The sequence below is a fragment of the Bradyrhizobium arachidis genome, from assembly GCF_024758505.1.
In the GTDB taxonomy this organism is placed as follows: domain Bacteria; phylum Pseudomonadota; class Alphaproteobacteria; order Rhizobiales; family Xanthobacteraceae; genus Bradyrhizobium; species Bradyrhizobium manausense_C.
The window spans coordinates 5,422,870-5,439,671 of the sequence record NZ_CP077970.1 but is presented as its reverse complement, the minus strand read 5'-3'; the positions used below and the strand labels follow the sequence as shown (position 1 = coordinate 5,439,671).

At 63.7% G+C, this 16,802-nt stretch carries 15 protein-coding genes and 1 tRNA gene; 6 read left to right on the top strand and 10 right to left on the bottom strand.

Annotated elements, in window-relative coordinates; all coding sequences use genetic code 11:
- Positions 1–136 precede the first annotated feature (136 nt).
- The 10 genes from KUF59_RS25190 to KUF59_RS25145 form a co-directional block, all read right to left on the bottom strand.
- On the bottom strand, positions 137–3,292 hold the full coding sequence (locus KUF59_RS25190) for an efflux RND transporter permease subunit (protein WP_212460873.1): 3,156 nt from the start codon (positions 3,290–3,292) through the stop codon (positions 137–139).
- Positions 3,289–4,752, bottom strand: a complete 1,464-nt coding sequence (locus tag KUF59_RS25185) for an efflux RND transporter periplasmic adaptor subunit (RefSeq protein ID WP_212460872.1) — start codon at positions 4,750–4,752, stop codon at positions 3,289–3,291. Before KUF59_RS25185 ends, KUF59_RS25190 begins: the two co-directional genes overlap by 4 nt.
- Positions 4,749–5,156, bottom strand: coding sequence for a FixH family protein (locus KUF59_RS25180; RefSeq protein ID WP_212460871.1), 408 nt, complete (start codon positions 5,154–5,156; stop codon positions 4,749–4,751). The genes KUF59_RS25185 and KUF59_RS25180 overlap by 4 nt, the downstream gene beginning before the upstream one ends.
- 96 nt (positions 5,157–5,252) lie before the next feature.
- Positions 5,253–5,642: a hypothetical protein gene (locus KUF59_RS25175; protein ID WP_212460870.1), complete on the bottom strand. Its 390-nt coding sequence runs from the start codon at positions 5,640–5,642 to the stop codon at positions 5,253–5,255.
- Between the two features lie 456 nt (positions 5,643–6,098).
- On the bottom strand, positions 6,099–7,349 hold the full coding sequence (pepT, locus tag KUF59_RS25170; protein WP_212460869.1) for a peptidase T: 1,251 nt from the start codon (positions 7,347–7,349) through the stop codon (positions 6,099–6,101).
- Between the two features lie 114 nt (positions 7,350–7,463).
- Complete coding sequence (locus KUF59_RS25165; protein WP_212460868.1) at positions 7,464–7,763, bottom strand: HU family DNA-binding protein; 300 nt, start codon at positions 7,761–7,763, stop codon at positions 7,464–7,466.
- 193 nt (positions 7,764–7,956) lie between these two features.
- Positions 7,957–8,033: transfer RNA gene (locus tag KUF59_RS25160), tRNA-Asp, on the bottom strand.
- A gap of 159 nt (positions 8,034–8,192) precedes the next feature.
- The gene (locus tag KUF59_RS25155) at positions 8,193–8,393 is read right to left on the bottom strand and encodes a hypothetical protein (RefSeq protein WP_212460867.1); all 201 of its coding nucleotides are present in this window, start codon (positions 8,391–8,393) and stop codon (positions 8,193–8,195) included.
- A 156-nt stretch (positions 8,394–8,549) separates the two neighbouring features.
- On the bottom strand, positions 8,550–9,845 hold the full coding sequence (locus KUF59_RS25150; protein WP_212460866.1) for a spinster family MFS transporter: 1,296 nt from the start codon (positions 9,843–9,845) through the stop codon (positions 8,550–8,552).
- 37 nt (positions 9,846–9,882) lie between these two features.
- A complete protein-coding gene (locus KUF59_RS25145) occupies positions 9,883–11,073 on the bottom strand; it encodes an aromatic ring-hydroxylating dioxygenase subunit alpha (RefSeq protein ID WP_212460865.1) in 1,191 nt (396 codons plus the stop codon).
- A gap of 194 nt (positions 11,074–11,267) precedes the next feature.
- On the opposite strand from KUF59_RS25145, the gene KUF59_RS25140 reads away from it, so the two are divergent.
- The 6 genes from KUF59_RS25140 (at position 11,268) to KUF59_RS25115 (ending at position 16,797) form a co-directional block, all read left to right on the top strand.
- The gene (locus KUF59_RS25140) at positions 11,268–11,783 is read left to right on the top strand and encodes a MarR family winged helix-turn-helix transcriptional regulator (protein ID WP_212460864.1); all 516 of its coding nucleotides are present in this window, start codon (positions 11,268–11,270) and stop codon (positions 11,781–11,783) included.
- A 175-nt stretch (positions 11,784–11,958) separates the two neighbouring features.
- Positions 11,959–14,211, top strand: a complete 2,253-nt coding sequence (locus tag KUF59_RS25135) for a TonB-dependent siderophore receptor (protein ID WP_212460863.1) — start codon at positions 11,959–11,961, stop codon at positions 14,209–14,211.
- A 22-nt stretch (positions 14,212–14,233) separates the two neighbouring features.
- On the top strand, positions 14,234–15,361 hold the full coding sequence (locus KUF59_RS25130) for a PepSY-associated TM helix domain-containing protein (protein ID WP_258767213.1): 1,128 nt from the start codon (positions 14,234–14,236) through the stop codon (positions 15,359–15,361).
- The gene (locus tag KUF59_RS25125) at positions 15,361–15,564 is read left to right on the top strand and encodes a hypothetical protein (protein ID WP_212460861.1); all 204 of its coding nucleotides are present in this window, start codon (positions 15,361–15,363) and stop codon (positions 15,562–15,564) included. Before KUF59_RS25130 ends, KUF59_RS25125 begins: the two co-directional genes overlap by 1 nt.
- 286 nt (positions 15,565–15,850) lie before the next feature.
- Positions 15,851–16,216 (top strand): NADH-quinone oxidoreductase subunit A, encoded by a 366-nt coding sequence (locus tag KUF59_RS25120; protein WP_091886001.1) that lies wholly within the window; start codon positions 15,851–15,853, stop codon positions 16,214–16,216.
- Positions 16,207–16,797 (top strand): NuoB/complex I 20 kDa subunit family protein, encoded by a 591-nt coding sequence (locus KUF59_RS25115; RefSeq protein ID WP_408918032.1) that lies wholly within the window; start codon positions 16,207–16,209, stop codon positions 16,795–16,797. The genes KUF59_RS25120 and KUF59_RS25115 overlap by 10 nt, the downstream gene beginning before the upstream one ends.
- Positions 16,798–16,802: the final 5 nt, after the last annotated feature.

Here is a 16,802-nt window from a genome sequence, read left to right as displayed (position 1 = left end):
ACGGCAGGCCTAGCATGGACGCGGGAAGGGTGTCGACGTGCAATATTGTTACGTGTGGGGAACTCAAGGTCGCAGGATCGCTTAAGCGATTGCGACTGGCTCGCAAGGACTGGATAGGAGTCGATCCGAGGTCGCTTCATTCGGCGGCCTCCGGAAGCTGTTGTCCGACAGATGCGTCGTCTCGACGCAATCCAATCCCATTCACGAGGCCGAAAATGGCGGGGATGACGATCAGCGTCAGGAGCGTCGACGAGATCATGCCGCCGATCATGGGGACCGCGATGCGCTGCATGATCTCCGAGCCGGTGCCGGTGCTCCACATGATCGGCAACAGGCCGGCCATGATCGCAACCACCGTCATCATCTTCGGACGCACGCGCTCGACGGCGCCTTCCATGATGGCGTCGAAGAGGTCCTTGCGTGTGAACATCTGACCTTCGGCGGCGCGGCGGGTCCTTGCCGCCGCCAGCGCCTGGTTGAGATAGATCAGCATCACCACGCCGGTCTCGGCGGCAACACCGGCGAGCGCGATGAAGCCGACCGCAACGGCGACCGAGAGGTTGAAGCCCAGCCACCACATCAGCCAGAGTCCGCCGACGAGGGCGAATGGCAGCGAAAGCATGACGATCATAGTCTCCGTCACGGAGCGGAAGTTGAGATAGAGCAGGAGAAATATGATCAGGAGCGTCACCGGCACCACGATCTTCAACCGCGCGGTCGCGCGTTCCAGATATTCGTATTGTCCGCTCCAGACCACGTAGTAGCCCGGCGGAAACTGGATGCTCGCCTGCACCGCGCGTTGCGCATCGGCGACATAGCCGCCGAGATCGCGGTCGCGGATGTCGACATAGATGTAGGTCGCCAGTTGCCCGTTCTCGGTCCGGATCGAGGTCGGCCCCCGCGCCGGCGCGACATCGGCGACTTCGCCCAGCGGAACGGCGCCGCCGGCCGGCATCGGCACCAGGATGTCGCTGGCGATCGCCCTCGGATTGTCGCGGAGATCGCGGGGGTAGCGCATGTTGACGGCGAAGCGCTGCCGGCCTTCGACGGTGGTGGTCACGGTCTGCCCGCCCAGCGCAGTGGCAATCGTGTCCTGCACGTCCTGCACCATGATGCCATAGCGCGACAGCGCTTCGCGGTTTGGCGTGATCTCGAGGTAGTAGCCGCCAAGGCTGCGCTCGGCATAGGCCGACGACGTGCCGGGCACGGTTTTGAGCACCTGCTCGACTTGCCTGGCGAGCTTGTCGATCCCGGTGAGATCGGGGCCGATGACCTTGACGCCGACAGGCGTGCGGATGCCTGTCGAGAGCATATCGATGCGCGCCTTGATCGGCATGGTCCAGGCGTTCGAGACACCGGGGAATTGCAGCGCCTTGTCCATCTCCGCGATCAGGCTGTCCACCGTCACGCCCGCGCGCCATTGCTCTTTGGGCTTGAGATTGACGACGGTTTCGAACATTTCCGAGGGCGCCGGATCCGTCGCGGTCGCTGCGCGTCCGGCCTTGCCATAGACGGATGCGACTTCGGGGAACGAACGGATGATCCGGTCCTGGGTCTGCATCAGCTCGGCTGCCTTGGTCACGGAAATGCCGGGCAGGGTGGTCGGCATGTACAACAGCGTGCCCTCGTTGAGGTTGGGCATGAACTCGGTACCGAGCTGGCGCGCCGGCCAGACCGAGATTGCGAGGACGCCGAGTGCAAGCACGATCACAAAAGTCTTGGCGCGCAGCACGCCCTTGATCACGGGTCGATAGATCCAGATCAGGAAGCGATTGACCGGATTTTTGTGCTCCGGAACGATCTTGCCGCGGACGAAGATCACCATCAGAGCCGGAACCAGCGTGACCGACAGCAGCGCTGCTGCCGCCATCGCAAAGGTCTTGGTGAAGGCGAGCGGGCTGAACAGCCGGCCTTCCTGCTGCTCCAGGGTGAAGATTGGCATGAACGACACGGTGATGATCAGCAGGCTGAAGAATAGCGCCGGCCCGACTTCCGATGCCGCCTCGATCAGGATCGCTATACGCGACTTTCCCGGTTCGGCGCGTTCGAGATGCTTGTGCGCGTTCTCGATCATGACGATCGCGGCGTCGATCATCGCGCCGATCGCAATCGCGATGCCGCCGAGGCTCATGATGTTGGAGCCGATGCCGAGCAATTTCATCGCTCCGAACGCCATCAGCACGCCGACCGGCAACATCAGGATGGCGACGAGCGCGCTGCGGACGTGAAGCAGGAACACGATGCAGACGAGCGCGACAACGACGCTTTCCTCGAGCAGCGTGTGCCGCAAGGTCTCGATCGCGGCGTTGATCAGGTTCGAGCGGTCGTAGACCGGGACGATCTCGACCGATTGCGGCAGGCTGGTCGCGATCTCCTTGAAGCGCTTCTTGACGTTCTCGATCACGTCGAGCGCATTCATGCCGAGGCGCTGGAGCACGATGCCGCCAGCCACCTCGCCCTCGCCATCGAGCTCGGCGATGCCCCGGCGCTCGTCGGGGCCGAGCTCGACGCGAGCGACGTCGCGCACCAGCACCGGTGTGCCGTTGTCGGTCTTCAGCACGACATTGCCGAGATCGTTGATGCTCTTGAGGTAGCCCTTGCCCCGGATGACGTATTCGAACTCGGAGAGCTCGACCGTGCGTCCGCCGACGTCGGCATTGCTTGCGCGGATGGCGTCGCGCATCTTCTGCGTGGTGATGCCGAGATCGCGCATCCGCTGCGGATCGAGGATCACGTTGTACTGCTTGACGAAGCCGCCGATGCTCGCGACCTCGGCCACGCCGCCCGCCTTGGCGAGCGCGAATTTCAGATTCCAGTCCTGGATCGCTCTGGTATCGGCAAGGTTCAACTCCTTGGACATCACCGCATATTGGTAGACCCAGCCGACGCCGGTCGCGTCCGGGCCGATTGTCGGTGCCACGCCGGCGGGCAGCCGCGACGCCGCGCCGTTGAGGAACTCCAGCACCCGCGACCGCGCCCAGTAGATGTCGGTGCCGTCCTCGAAGATGACGTAGACGAAAGAGACGCCGAAGAAGGAGAACCCGCGCACGACTTTCGATTTCGGCACTGTCAGCATTGCGGTGGTGAGGGGATAGGTGACCTGATCCTCGATGACCTGCGGCGCCTGTCCGGGATATTCGGTATAGACGATCACCTGGGTATCGGAGAGATCTGGGATGGCGTCCAGCGGCAGATGGACCAGCGCGTAGAGACCGGCCGCCGCGGCAAAGCCGGTGCCGAACAGCACCAGCAGCAGGTTGCGGGCCGACCAGGCGATGATGCGGGCGATCATGGCTTGGCTCCCAAGGACTTGGCTCCCAAGGACTTGGCTCCCAAGGACTTGGCTCCCATGGGTTCGTCGCCGGAAGCTTCGGCAAACCCCTTCAGTGCCGCCTTCAGATTGCTCTCGGCGTCGATCAGGAAGTTGGCCGAGGTCACGACCGCTTCGCCCTCGGCGAGGCCTTCCGCGATCTCGACATAGCCGCCACCCCGACGGCCGAGCTTGACGTCGCGCGGCTCGAACCGGCCCTGGCCCTTGTCGATCAGGACCGCCTGGCGCGTGCCACTGTCGAGTACGGCGCTTTCGGGAACAGCGAGCACCGGACCTGGCGTCCCGGTCTCGATTTCGGCATCGACGTACATCTCGGGTCGCAGCGCTTCATCGGGATTGGGCACTTCGACACGAATGCGCGCTGTGCGGGTCTGTGCGTTCAGATGCGGATAGATCAGCGCCACGGCTCCGGCGAAGGTCCGGCCGGCCAGCGCGCGCGGCCTGACGGTTACTTTCGTTCCGATGGCGACCTGAGCCAGATCGCGTTCGGCGACGTCGATGAGGACCCAGACCAGACGGTGGTCGGCGATTCTGAACAGAACGTCGCCGGGTCCCGCCCGCATTCCATTCACCGCGTTTCGCTCGAGGATTTCGCCATCCTGCGGAGCGAGCCAGGGAATCGAGAGGGAGATGTCGCGCGTTCGTTCGAGATCCCTGATGGCCTGCTCGGGCGTCGCGAGATTCTCCAGCCTTCGACGCGCGCCCTTCAATTCCTTTCCGGTGACGCCCGCGTTGATGGCGGACAGATATTCGGCAGCAGCGCTGGAGAGGGCCGGGCTGTAGATGTTCAGGAGCGGTTGTCCTTTGTGGACGTGGTCGCCTGTCGTGACGTTGGCGACGCTCTCCACGAAGCCCTCGAAGCGCAGGGCGACGACCGAGATGCGGCGCTCGTCCTCCTTGACGGTCCCAGGCGCACGGATGACCGATCTGACAGGCTGCCGCACGACCGGCTCTGACTTCACCCCCGTGCGCTGGATCTTGCCCGGCGACAGCTTCACGATGCCGTCGTCGCTGTCCTCGCCTTCGTAGACGGGAATGTAGTCCATCCCCATGGAGTCCTTCTTCGGCACCGGAGAGGTGTCCGGCAGGCCCATCGGGTTGCGGTAGTATTTGATCCTGCGATCGACCTTCGTCTCGGCTGCCGCCATCTCCGCGGGCTGCTCGGGCTCGTCAAAGCTTATGTCCGCGCCGGCCGGCACGGCGCGATAGTCGCGGCCGTCCTCGGTCGTCTTGGGTGTCAGCGAATAGAGCGGCTTGCCGTCCGGGTCCTGATAGTAGATCGGGGCCGCCGTATCCGCCGCGTTCGCCGCGGATACGATGGGGCCGTCGCTGGTCTGCTGTCTCAGCAGCCCCGCGAACAGCGCGACACCTGCCGCTGCGAGAACCGCAGCAGCAGTGCCGGTGAGGCGGCGCCGGCTCATTTCTCGGCCGTGACGACGAGCTTGTTCTCGACCGTGCCGGTTTCGCCCTGCACCTTGGCGCCGAGCGAGAGCTGCCAGCGGCCGGCCATGCCGAATGTCGCCTTGAACCGATAGGTCCCGGGTTCGGTGCCCGGCATCGCGGTGACCTTGGTGGCCATCTCCTGCATGCCGTCGGGGGCCATGTCGAGCCGGCTGGCAAAGATCACCGCGTCGGGCACCGCCTTGCCGGTGGTCTTGTCGACCAGGCGCACGGTGACGATGCGGTCGGCGCCGGCCTTGACCGTCGGCTGAACGAGCTGGAATTCGTAGTTCTTGATTTCGGCATGGGCCGGCAAGGCGGCGCCTGCGAACGCAGCCCCGATCAGCGCGGCCATCGCGACGCGCGCAAAATGATAAGTCCTCATGGAAGTCGTCCTCGATAGGTCTGATTGCCGCCAAGGCGGCATGCAACGACGCGCGCCGCTTCCGACGCGCGAGACGATCAGGCGCTTACGCGCCCGTCAGACGTCGGTTCGAGGAGGATGGTCGGGCGGCTTGGTGCCGAGCCCGTCAAGGAGGAGATCGTCGATCGCTGCGAATGCGCGGTACTGCGCGTGGCGCTCGATCAGGGAGACTGCACCGGACGGGGCGGGGAGGGTGGCGCTCAGCAGGCACAGCGCCACGAACGGACAGGATCCACAGTCCTTGCTCTGGGGCTGGTCCGGACAGCAGGGCATGTCCGCCTGCATGTCGCCGGACATCGTCTGCGTGTCCGTGGACATCGCACGCATGTCGTGGCCCGTAGCGCCGGAAGCCGGCGCAGCCAACACCGGTGCCGCCAGGGGCGCGAGCAGAAGCCCGGCCGCGACCAGCAGCATCACCACAGCGTTGGCGAACCGTTTCAGGTGCATATCCGCTTGTCGCATGGCGCGAGGGAACCTGCAAACCGGCCGGCTTCACGATTTTGCCAGCAGTTTCCGGGGTTAAGACGCGAGGGCGGCGCCACGCCCCGGATGTGCCTGATCCGTCACATGGATTCGCAAAAGACGATATTGTGCCGACGGCCATCGGCTACTGTGCATGGGGTTGTTTCCAATGTTTAGGACAGCTTGTCGTCCGGGCCGAGGATGATCCTGACACGCTTGCCTCCTCCAGCGCCCGCTCCAGCCATTTGATGGTTTCATCGATCCAGAGATCGTGATGTTCGGGATCGGCAAGCGCCTTCTTCCGACATGCACTTGCCTGGTTGAGGCATGCCGTTCTGCGATCCACGCGGCTCTCCTGTCCAGGAGGTTCCGCCCCGACCGCATCCTTGAACGATCGCCGCGCCGGTGTCGTTAACATAGGACATCAGCTTGCGCGGAGATCTAGGCCCGTTCCTCCCAGATCATCGCCAGATGCACGATGGTCTGCACGGCCTTTTCCATGTCCTGCCGGCTCACCCATTCCAGTCGCGAATGAAACGCATGTTCGCCGGCAAAGATGTTGGGGCAGGGCAGGCCCATGAAGGAGAGGCGCGAGCCGTCAGTGCCGCCGCGGATCGCGGTGCGCATCGGGCGCAGCCCGGCGCGGCGGATCGCCTCGATGGCGTATTCGAGGACGTGCGGGTGACGGTCGATCACCTGCTTCATGTTGCGGTACTGCTCCCTGACCTCGAACTTGTAGGTCGAGCGCGGAAAGTCCTTCATCACGTCCTTGACGATGTCCTCGAGCAGCGCCTCCTTCTCCTTCAGGCCCTCCTCGGTGAAGTCGCGCACGATGAAGGACAGTGTCGCCTGCTCCAGCGCGCCGGAGATGCCGATCGGATGCAGAAAACCCTGCTTGCCCGAAGTCGTCTCGGGTGAGCAGCCTTCCTTGGGGAGTCGCTCGACGATGGCGGCGGCGATCTTGATCGCATGCTCCATCTTGCCCTTGGCGTAGCCGGGATGCGCGCTGACGCCCTGGATGGTGATGGTGGCGCCGTCGGCGGAAAAGGTCTCGTCCTCGACACTGCCGGCGCTCTCGCCGTCCATGGTGTAGCCGAACTCTGCGCCGAGTTTCTTGATATCCACGTTGTCGACGCCGCGGCCGATCTCTTCGTCGGGCGTGAAGAGGATCTTGATGGTGCCGTGCTTTACCTGCGGATTGTTGATGAAGAAGTGCGCGGCATCCATGATCTCGGCGACGCCCGCCTTGTTGTCGGCTCCTAGCAGCGTGGTGCCGTCGGTGGTGATGATGTCGTTGCCGATCTGGTTTTTCAGCGCGGGATGCTCGGCGAAACGGATCACCTGCGTCGGATCGGCTGATAGCGTGATGTCGCCGCCGCGGTAGTTCTTCACGACTTGCGGTTTGACGTCCTTGCCGGTGACGTCGGGCGAGGTGTCCATGTGCGAGCAGAAGCAGATTACCGGCACCTTCTTGTCGGTGTTGGCCGGGATCGTCGCGTAGACGTAGCCGTACTCGTCGAGATGGGCGTCTGCGACGCCGATCGCCTTCAGCTCGGTGACAAGCACGCGGCCGAGATCCTTTTGCTTCTCGGTCGAGGGCGAGCTTGGCGACTCGGGATCGGATTGGGTGTCGATGGTGACGTAGCGCAGGAAGCGTTCGGTCACGGTATGCGAGAAGGTGAGGGAGGACATTTCAGTTCAAACCGCCGGATCAGGTGAGCTTGCGATATAGCAGAAAAGCGTCATTCCGGGGGCCGCGCCAGCGTGCCGGAATGGTGCTCGATCGTACCTTGATGAATCGTGATGTCAGATCGCTTCCGCGAGTTCCTTGGCCGGGCGGAAGGTGACCTTCTTCCTGGCCTTGATTTGGATGGGCTCGCCGGTCGAGGGAATCCGGCCCATGCGGGCGGCGCGCTTGCGCACCTGGAGGATGCCGAGGCCGACGATCCTGACACGGTCGCCCTTCTTCAGATGTTTTGCGATCAGGTCGATCGTATCGGTGAGGATGGCCTCGGCCTGTTTCTTGGACAGATCCTGGCCCTCCGCGATGTCGGCGGCGAGGTGCCTGAGCGTAATCGTGGCCGGAGCCGCTGCCTTCTTCGCCATGTCAGGCCTCCTTGCTCGAATCGCCGGCAATCCCGCGGATCCGGCGGACAGTTCCGGAAATCCGGCCAAGCATCGGGCAGGCCTAGACGATTCGGGGCCGGGCTGCCTATGTGGCCCAATTCGACGCGCCAATGCCCCCGCAAAAACGGTGGGGGCTCGATTTTAGGCTAAGGCTATGAAGGGATTGCCAAAATGGCGCGAGAGACGGGGCTCGAACCCGCGACCTCCGGCGTGACAGGCCGGCGCTCTAACCAACTGAGCTACTCCCGCGTGGCTTGCTGAACGCGCGCGGAACGAGGGGGGACTTAAAGGCGGGGCCTGTTGAAGTCAAGGACGTTGCGCTTTGCAGCGGGCGGCCTGCCTAGCATTGCTCTGGAAAACGAAAAGGCCGCCTTAAGGCGGCCATCTGTCAGCCCGGAAATGGGTTTGTTAGCGGATTTCCGAGGTCGCCGAACTGGTCACGACAACAGGCTTTCCGGCCTTGATCACGTGGGTCTGGGCGGTCTGGCTGTAATCGACATTGGTCCGCGCCGCGATCCCGAAGCCTGCCACGAAGATGCCGGCCACCAGCGCCACCACCACGATCTTCAGGTGCGTCGCACGGTCAGCAGAGTGAATGGAGTGGTTCATTTGAGCCTCCGGGCGGGCTTTGCCGCCGTCTGTTGGCTCTTTTCATAAGGTCCATCTGTTTCCGGATGGTTTCGCGGGTTCCGCAAAATGGTTTCATTCGGCGGATTCCCTGATTTCGCTCCGGGCCGGCCGAAACCGGCCGGCCCGGGGCGTGATTTAGGCCGCTGCCCGGTTAATATTGTCCCGGATGGTGCGGGCCGCCCAGACGAAGAGGAGCGCGCCCAGGGTGGACGTCACGGCGGCCGACAGCAGGGAATAGCGGACCGCCTCGATCCCGTAGGTTCCCTTCAGCGCGTCATTGATCATGCCGACAACGAGCGGGCCGACGCCCTGGCCGAAGCAGGTCGCGGTGAGCGCGATGAGGGCGGAAGCGAGTGCCCGCATGCTGGGCTTTGCCACAGTCTGGGCGATCGCGAAGATCGGCCCGAGATGGCAGCCGACCAGGAACGAGGTCAGCGCCAGCATCGCCACCATGGTCGCAAAATCCTGCGTCAACATGCACAGCGCAAACACGGGACCGGCGAGGCCCGATGTGATCGCGGGCGCCCACAACTTCCAGCGGTCATCGCGGCGACTGATATGAGCCACCACGAAGCCGCCGAGCAGCGTCCCCGCCATGCCGGCGAGGCCCTTGAAGGTGCCGGCATAGGTGCCGATCTCGGCGCTGGAGAGATGGTGCACGCGTGCGAGGAACGGAGGAATCCACGCCGCGGTCGAGTAGTTGGTGTAGGTCGTCAGGCAAAAGCCGATCAGCACGATGATGAAGCTCTGCTGCGAGGCCAGGAAGCGCAGCGTCGGCCCGAGCGGCTCGGGCGTAAAGGTCTCCTGCATCGCGCCGCGCTTCGGCTCTGATATCGTCAGCCACAGCACGATGGCGAGCAGGATGCCGGGGAGGCCCGCAACGTAGAACGCCATCCGCCAGCCATAGTGCTGGTTGACGTAGCCGCCGATGAAATAGCCGAGGAAGACGCCGAGGTAGGTGCCGATGGCGTAGATGCCGAGCGCGCGCGGCCGCTCGTTCTTGTTGAAGAGGTCGGCGACGATCGATTGCGAGGCGGGTGAGCCCGCGGATTCGCCGATGCCGACGCCGATACGCGCCAGCGCCAGCGAGGTGACGCTGGTGGCCATGCCGCACAGCGCCGTCATCGCGCTCCAGAAGGCGAAGGCGACCGCGACGATGTTGCGCCGGTTCAGCCGGTCGGCGATGCGCGCGATGGGAATGCCGAGCAGCGAATAGAACAGCGCGAAGCCGAAGCCTGCGAGCAGGCCCATCATGGTGTCGCTGAGTGCGAACTCCTTCTTGATGGGCTCGATCAGCACATTGAAGATGGTGCGATCGAGGAAATTCAGGGCATACACGATAGTGAGCAGCCCGAGCACGTAGTATCGCCGCGCGGACGGCTTTGCGGCCGCATCCGTCTGCACGGAAAGCTGTGACGTCACATCGACCATGACTTCCCCCCAATATGTATTTTATGGTTTTGGTCGTTCAGGCTTCGCGGATGTAATTCCCCGCTTCAAATTCTACCGGCGGTGCGTTCGGATCGAAGGAGACGCCGATCGGATCCTTGCCTGCACCGAGCGCCTCCAACTGCTCGCCCAGCATGCGCCGCATCATCAGGATGCCGCGGTCGCTCTGGCCAAAGTGCTCCTCGGAGTGAACAGTCACGGGGCCCTGGCCGACCTGGGCCTCATAATCGCCGGGGAATTTCTGGTGCTCTTCCTCGCTCATGTCCCACCAGAATTTGCCGTTGAACTTCGAGCGCATGCGGCTGATGTCGCCGGCGTTCTTGACGCGGCCGGCGACATAGATGCGGAACGAGGTGTCGTCGATCGGCAGCGTCCAGCCGATCGACTCGACACGGGCAAATTGCGCCACGCGCGGGTTGGGCACGACGCGCAGCGTGGGGAGGGCGGCCTCGCTCACGCGATAGAACACCTTGCCGTCATCCTGCTTGCGCACCGAGCGCACGAGGATGCCGCGCGGCGATTTCTCGAACTTCACCTCGGGAATCGAGGCCATCATGTTGGTGAATTGCGGACCGCTGAACGAGCCATGAAGCACCGGCACGTGGAAGGGATCGACCACGTTCTCGAAATGCTGCAGCCAGTTGCAGGGGATGATGGCCGGACCGCCTCCGCCGATCGAGGAATCGTCGGCCTCGACGATTTCGCCATCGTCCATGTTTTCCAGGCATTCGTATGCGGGCAGGACCGGGCGTTTCTCGGCCGGGCCCATATAGGCGAAGATCAGGCCGTAGCGCTCTTCGACCGGATACCAGGGCTGGCGCACCTTGTCCTTGAACTGGCCGCCATCGGGCTCGCAGGGCTGCTCGAGGCAATGGCCTTCCGTGTCGAACTTCCAGCCGTGATAGCAGCAGCGGATGCCGTCGTCCTCCACCTTGCCGTAGTAGAGCGTAGTTCCGCGGTGACAGCAGCGGGCGTGGAGAAGACCGGGCCGGCCATGCTTGTCGCGGAACAGGACCAGGTCCTCGCCTAGCGCGCGGACTTTCTTCGGCGTGTCCGTGGCGTCGCCGATCAGACCGACCGGATGCCAGTAGCGACGCAAGAGCTCGCCCATGGGCGTACCGCGCGCAACTGACGTCAGTTCGGTACGCGTGGAAGCGGGCTTCATCGCATAGGCCGTGCCGAGATCGCGATCACGCTGGGTGATGGTCATTCCTGGTCCTCCCGCGATGACTTTGGTTCACAGGGTCGTTATTCGACCGTTGATCAAGTCAACGGTAGATCGATGACAATGTCAACGATTTTGCGAGGGCCTCTTAGAAGCGTTTGGAAGTGCTGCACCGCACATGACTTGGCGGGCTTGGCAGGCCGCAGCTTTCTTGGCAGAGGTGACCCATGAATCGGAACATGAGCCAGAAACCGAGCAAGGCGAGGCGGGCGCTGCCCGCGGCTGATGAGAACGACGAGCCGGCGCCGATCACCGTGATGCTGTCGTCGCGGCTCATGGTGCTGGCGAACCTGCTCAAGCGCGGCGCGATGCTGCGCTACAAGCGGCTGACTGGATTGTCTTCGGTCGAGTTCGGTCTCGTGGCTTCGCTCGGCCGCCGGCCGCCGATGAGCGTGGCGCGACTCGCCGAGGCGGTCGGCCAGGACAAGGGCCTGATTAGCCGCGCGCTCGCGGAACTCGTGTCGCGCAAGCTGATCGCCAAGGCGGCCAATCCCAATGACAATCGCGAGGTGCTGATCTCGCTGACCAAGGCGGGGCTCGCCGCACACGATGCGATCGTTGCCGGCGCGCAGGAACGGAACCGGCGACTGCTGCAGCAACTGAGCAGAGAGGAACTCGACGCGTTGCTCGTGCAGATCGATCGTCTCACTGCGACGGCCGCCGACATGCTCGATAGCGAACGAGAGCTCGGCTGATCCTCAGTCTGTTTTGAATCATTCTTGGAGACTCTCTAAGAGTTCTTCTAAGAGGCCTTCTATTAGGCTACGTGCGCCCACTCGCATAAGCGTCGCTGCAAACGCATGTCGTCACGGGACTGACGGCATGACGTAACACACATGCAGGTTGGGTGGCGCGTTGAACTCTCTGGGAATGCTGCGGTGGGCCGCGATGGCAACCGCATCCGCTTTGGCATTTTTGCCGCAGGTCTCTTTCGCTCAGTCGTCGTCACAAGGTGGCGCGCAGAATTTGCCGCCGGTGTCGGTGGCGCCGCCTGAGTCGCGGCGTCCGGCGGCGAGCACCGCGCCGCGTCGCGTGGCGCGACCGGTCCTCACGACGAGCGGGCGGAAGCCGCAGCCGCCGCGCGAGGTGCGATTCGTCGAGACGCCGCGCGGTCCGATCCAGGGTTACGTCGCAACGCGCAGCTCGTCGGGCACCAAGACCAACACGCCGATCATGCAGACGCCGCAATCGGTTTCCGTGGTCGGCGCCGAGCAGATCCGCGACCAGAAGCCAGGCAAGCTCGATGAGGTTCTGCGCTACTCGGCCGGTGTCCGCGCCGGAACCTTTGGTGCTGACACCCGCAACGACTGGTGGCTGATCCGCGGCTTCAAGTCGGATGACGTCGGCCTGTTCCTCGATGGCATGCAGTTGTTCTACACGTCCTATGCGAGCTGGAAGCTGCCGCCCTTCAATATGGAGCGTGTCGAGATCCTGCGCGGACCGTCTGCGGTGCTGTATGGCGGTTCGAGCCCCAGCGGCATCGTCGACGTCATCAGCAAGATGCCGCCGACCGAACCGATCCGCTATCTCGAGGCCGGCGTGAATAATTTCGGCAACGCCTATGTCGGTTTCGATTTCGGCGGTCCGGTTCTGACGCAAAACGGCGACGGCAAGCTGTTCTACCGCGTCGTCGGCCAGGTACAGAACGGTGGCACCCAGGTCGAATTCACGCCGGACAACAACTACTTCATTGCCCCGTCGGTGACCTGGAGGCCGGATGCCGACACGACCTTCACCGTGCTGGCGTCGGCCTCGCGGACCGACACGCGCGGCATCAATTTCCTGCCCTATGTCGGCACGGTGACGAATGCACCATTCGGCCGCATCCCGACGAACAGATTCTTGGGCGATCCCAGCTCCGACAAATTCACGCGCGAGCAGGAGATGATCGGCTATCAGTTCGAGCGCAACCTCACTGACAGCGTCACGTTCCGCCAGAACGCACGGTTTGCCCATGTCGATGTGACCTATCGCGGTTACGTCGCCAACGGCTACTCCAACATCGCTACGGGCGACGTCGCGCGCTACAATTGGTATGCGAAGGACACTGCCAATCAGGCCAACCTTGACAATCAGCTGGAGTATCGCTTCGACACCGGTCCCGTGAAGCACACGACGCTGTTTGGCGTCGACTTAAGGGGCTACCAGATCGACGACTACCAGAACTTCCAGTTCGGAACGGTCCCCTCGCTCAACATCTTCAATCCCGTCTACGGCATCGGCGACATTCCGTTTACGAGCGCACCATTCCGCAACTTCGTCATCACGCAGAAGCAGGCCGGCGCCTATCTCCAGGACCAGATGAAGCTCGGCAACTTCACGCTGGTGCTTAGCGGCCGCAATGACTGGGTTTCGACGAGCCAGGACAATCGTGCGACCGGCGCCTTGCTCGCCCAGCGCGACGACAGTCAGTTCAGCGGACGCGCCGGCCTGATCTACAATTTCGACAATGGTCTGGCTCCCTACGTTTCGTATGCGACGAGCTACAATCCCGTCATCGGTCTGAATGCGGCGAACCAGTTGTTGCTGCCGGAAACGGGCAAGCAGGTCGAAGTCGGCCTGAAGGTCCAGCCGCGCGGGTTCGACGGATACTTCACAGTCGCCGCGTTCAATCTGAAGCGTCAGAACGCGCTGACGACCGATCCGAACAACTTCCTGCTGCAGAACCAGACCGGCGAGGTCACTTCGCGGGGCATCGAGATCGAAGCAGTGGCCAATGTCACGTCCGAGCTGAAGCTGATCGGCGCATTCACCAGCTATCATCTCTTCACGAGCAGGGATCTCGATCCAACCCTTGTCGGCAAGACGCCGACCAATACCCCGCAGATGCTGGTGTCCGGCTGGGCGGACTACACCTTCAAGCAGGGGCCATTGACGGGCTTCGGCGTCGGCGGCGGCGTGCGCTATGTCGGCTCCTCATGGGCCGACGCGGCCAACACGCTCGAGGTCCCCACGGTCGTGCTCGGCGACCTAGCGCTGCACTATGAGTGGCAGAACTGGCGCACCGCGTTGAACGTGATCAACGTGACCGACAAGACCTATGTCGCGAGCTGCGCCGGCGTCACGGCCTGCTTCTACGGCGACCGCCGGCGGGTCACCGCGAGCGTGTCCTACAAGTGGTGACGGGAGGCGAGGGGATGATCTCGTGAAGGCGCGCACCGTCCGGATCTGGTCCGCGGTCCACACCTGGACCAGCCTGATCTCGACCCTGTTCCTGTTTCTGCTTTGCCTGACCGGGCTGCCGTTGATCTTCCATCACGAGATCGACGAGCTGTTGGGCTATGCGCCCCAGCCCGAGGTGCATTCGGGCGAGAAGGCGGCGACGCAGCGGATCGCCGTATCAGCGCTCGCGGCCGATCCCGGCCGTGTGCTGCAATATATCGGCTGGGACAGGGACGAGCCGGGCGTCGTCTTCGCCTACACCAACAGCGCGCCGAACGGCGAGCCCGACAAGGCGACGGTGCGGGCCTTCGATGCCGTCACAGCCAAAATGCTGGGGCCGGTCGGTGTCGGACCCATGCTGATCGTGCTGAAGCTGCATGTGGACATGTTCGCGGGACAGCCCGGCAAGCTGTTTCTCGGCGGCATGGGACTGTTGTTTGCGGTCGCCATCGTCTCGGGAGTGGTGCTGTACTGGCCGTTCACGCGTCGCCTGCGCTTTGCCACCATCCGCGACCGCGCCTCGCGACGCGTGGGCTGGCTCGATTGGCATAATCTGATCGGCGTGGTGACGATCGCCTGGGCGCTGGTGGTCGGGTTGACCGGAGTCGTCAACACCTGGGCCGAGCTGATGCTCAACCAGTGGAAGGCGAACGAGCTCGCCGCCATGGTCGCGCCCTTTGCCGGCAAGCTGCCGCCGACACGCCTTGCTTCCCTCGACGTCGTCGTCGGCCGTGCGAAGGAGGCCGCGCCCGGCATGGACATCGCTTTCATTGCCTTCCCGGGAACGCCCTTCGCGTCGTCCCATCATTTTGGGGTCTTCATGCGCGGCGACACGCCGCTGACGGCGCGGCTGTTGAAGCCGGTCCTGCTGGACGGTGAAACGGGGGAGGTCGCCGACAGCCGCGCCTTGCCGGTCTACCTCCAGGCGCTGCTGATCTCGCAGCCGCTGCATTTCGGCGACTATGGCGGCATGCCCCTCAAGATCATCTGGGCGGCGCTCGACGTGCTGACCATGATTGTGATCGGCAGTGGGCTCTATCTCTGGGTTGCGCGGCGCCGCAAACGCGCGCCGCCGGTCCCGCATGGCGCACGTTCCGTGGTCACGCCGTGATGCACGGCTCGCTCGACCGTTCGCGCCCGTGGCTCCGTGTCTTCGGCGCTCCCATCGTGCTTGGTGTGCTGACGACGGCCGGCCTGCTGATCGCGCTGATCTGGGGCAACTTCGGCAAATATATTGCCTGGGTCACCGTGGGGGCACCCGTTGCGGTCGTCACCTGGGTGTGGTTGGGCCGCCGGCTGGAAAAGCGCCGGTAAGCGGGGCGTGCGCCCCATAGTGGATAAGTCGCCACACCGGCTCGGAATTGCGACATGGCGGCCCGGCGGCCGAACGCGCTCACCTTGCTGGGGTAGCTGATCTGCTCCATACCAGCGGCGGGACGATTCCCGGTTTCGTGTCCGGGTTTTCACTGTTCTGGGGGCGGCAAAGGGCCTAAAAGCAGCGTGTCTTGCGCCCCTTGGTGCACTGCGCTAAGGCTCAGAATAATTCCAAATCGGACGAATCCGTGGCCTCTTCCGGGGCTGCGGGAAAAAGGGCTCGCCAATGAGCGGCATTCTTGAGAACTATCTTCCACTTGTCGTCTTTATAGGGGTAGCCGGCCTGATCGGCCTGGTGCTGCTGATTGCCCCGTTCATCGTGGCGTTCCAGCAGCCGGACCCGGAAAAACTGTCGGCGTATGAATGCGGTTTCAACGCCTTCGACGACGCCCGGATGAAGTTCGACGTCCGCTTCTACCTGGTCGCCATCCTCTTCATCATCTTCGACCTCGAGGTGGCGTTCCTGTTCCCCTGGGCGGTGGCGTTCGGCAAGCTCGGTGCGACCGGCTTCTGGTCCATGGTGGTGTTCCTCGCCGTGCTGACGGTGGGGTTTGCCTATGAATGGAAGAAAGGCGCGCTCGAATGGGATTGAACCCTGCTACGCAGTCCGCGGGTCCGCTGGTGACGCCGGCCCCGAAGGGCATTCTCGACCCCGCGACCGGCAAACCGGTCGGCGCCAATGACCCGTTCTTTCTCGAGGTCAATCACGAGCTCTCCGACAAGGGCTTCTTCGTCGCCGCGGCCGACGACCTCATCACCTGGGCGCGCACCGGCTCGCTGATGTGGATGACCTTCGGTCTCGCCTGCTGCGCGGTCGAGATGATGCAGGTCTCGATGCCGCGCTACGACGTCGAGCGCTTCGGCTTCGCCCCGCGCGCCTCGCCGCGCCAGTCCGACGTGATGATCGTCGCGGGCACCCTGACCAACAAGATGGCCCCGGCCTTGCGCAAGGTCTACGACCAGATGCCCGAGCCGCGCTACGTCATCTCGATGGGTTCCTGCGCCAATGGCGGCGGCTACTATCACTATTCCTACTCGGTCGTGCGCGGCTGCGACCGCATCGTGCCGATCGACATCTACGTGCCGGGCTGCCCGCCCACGGCGGAAGCGCTGCTCTACGGCGTGCTGCTGCTGCAGAAGAAGATCCGGCGCACCGGCACCATCGAACGCTAAGGTTT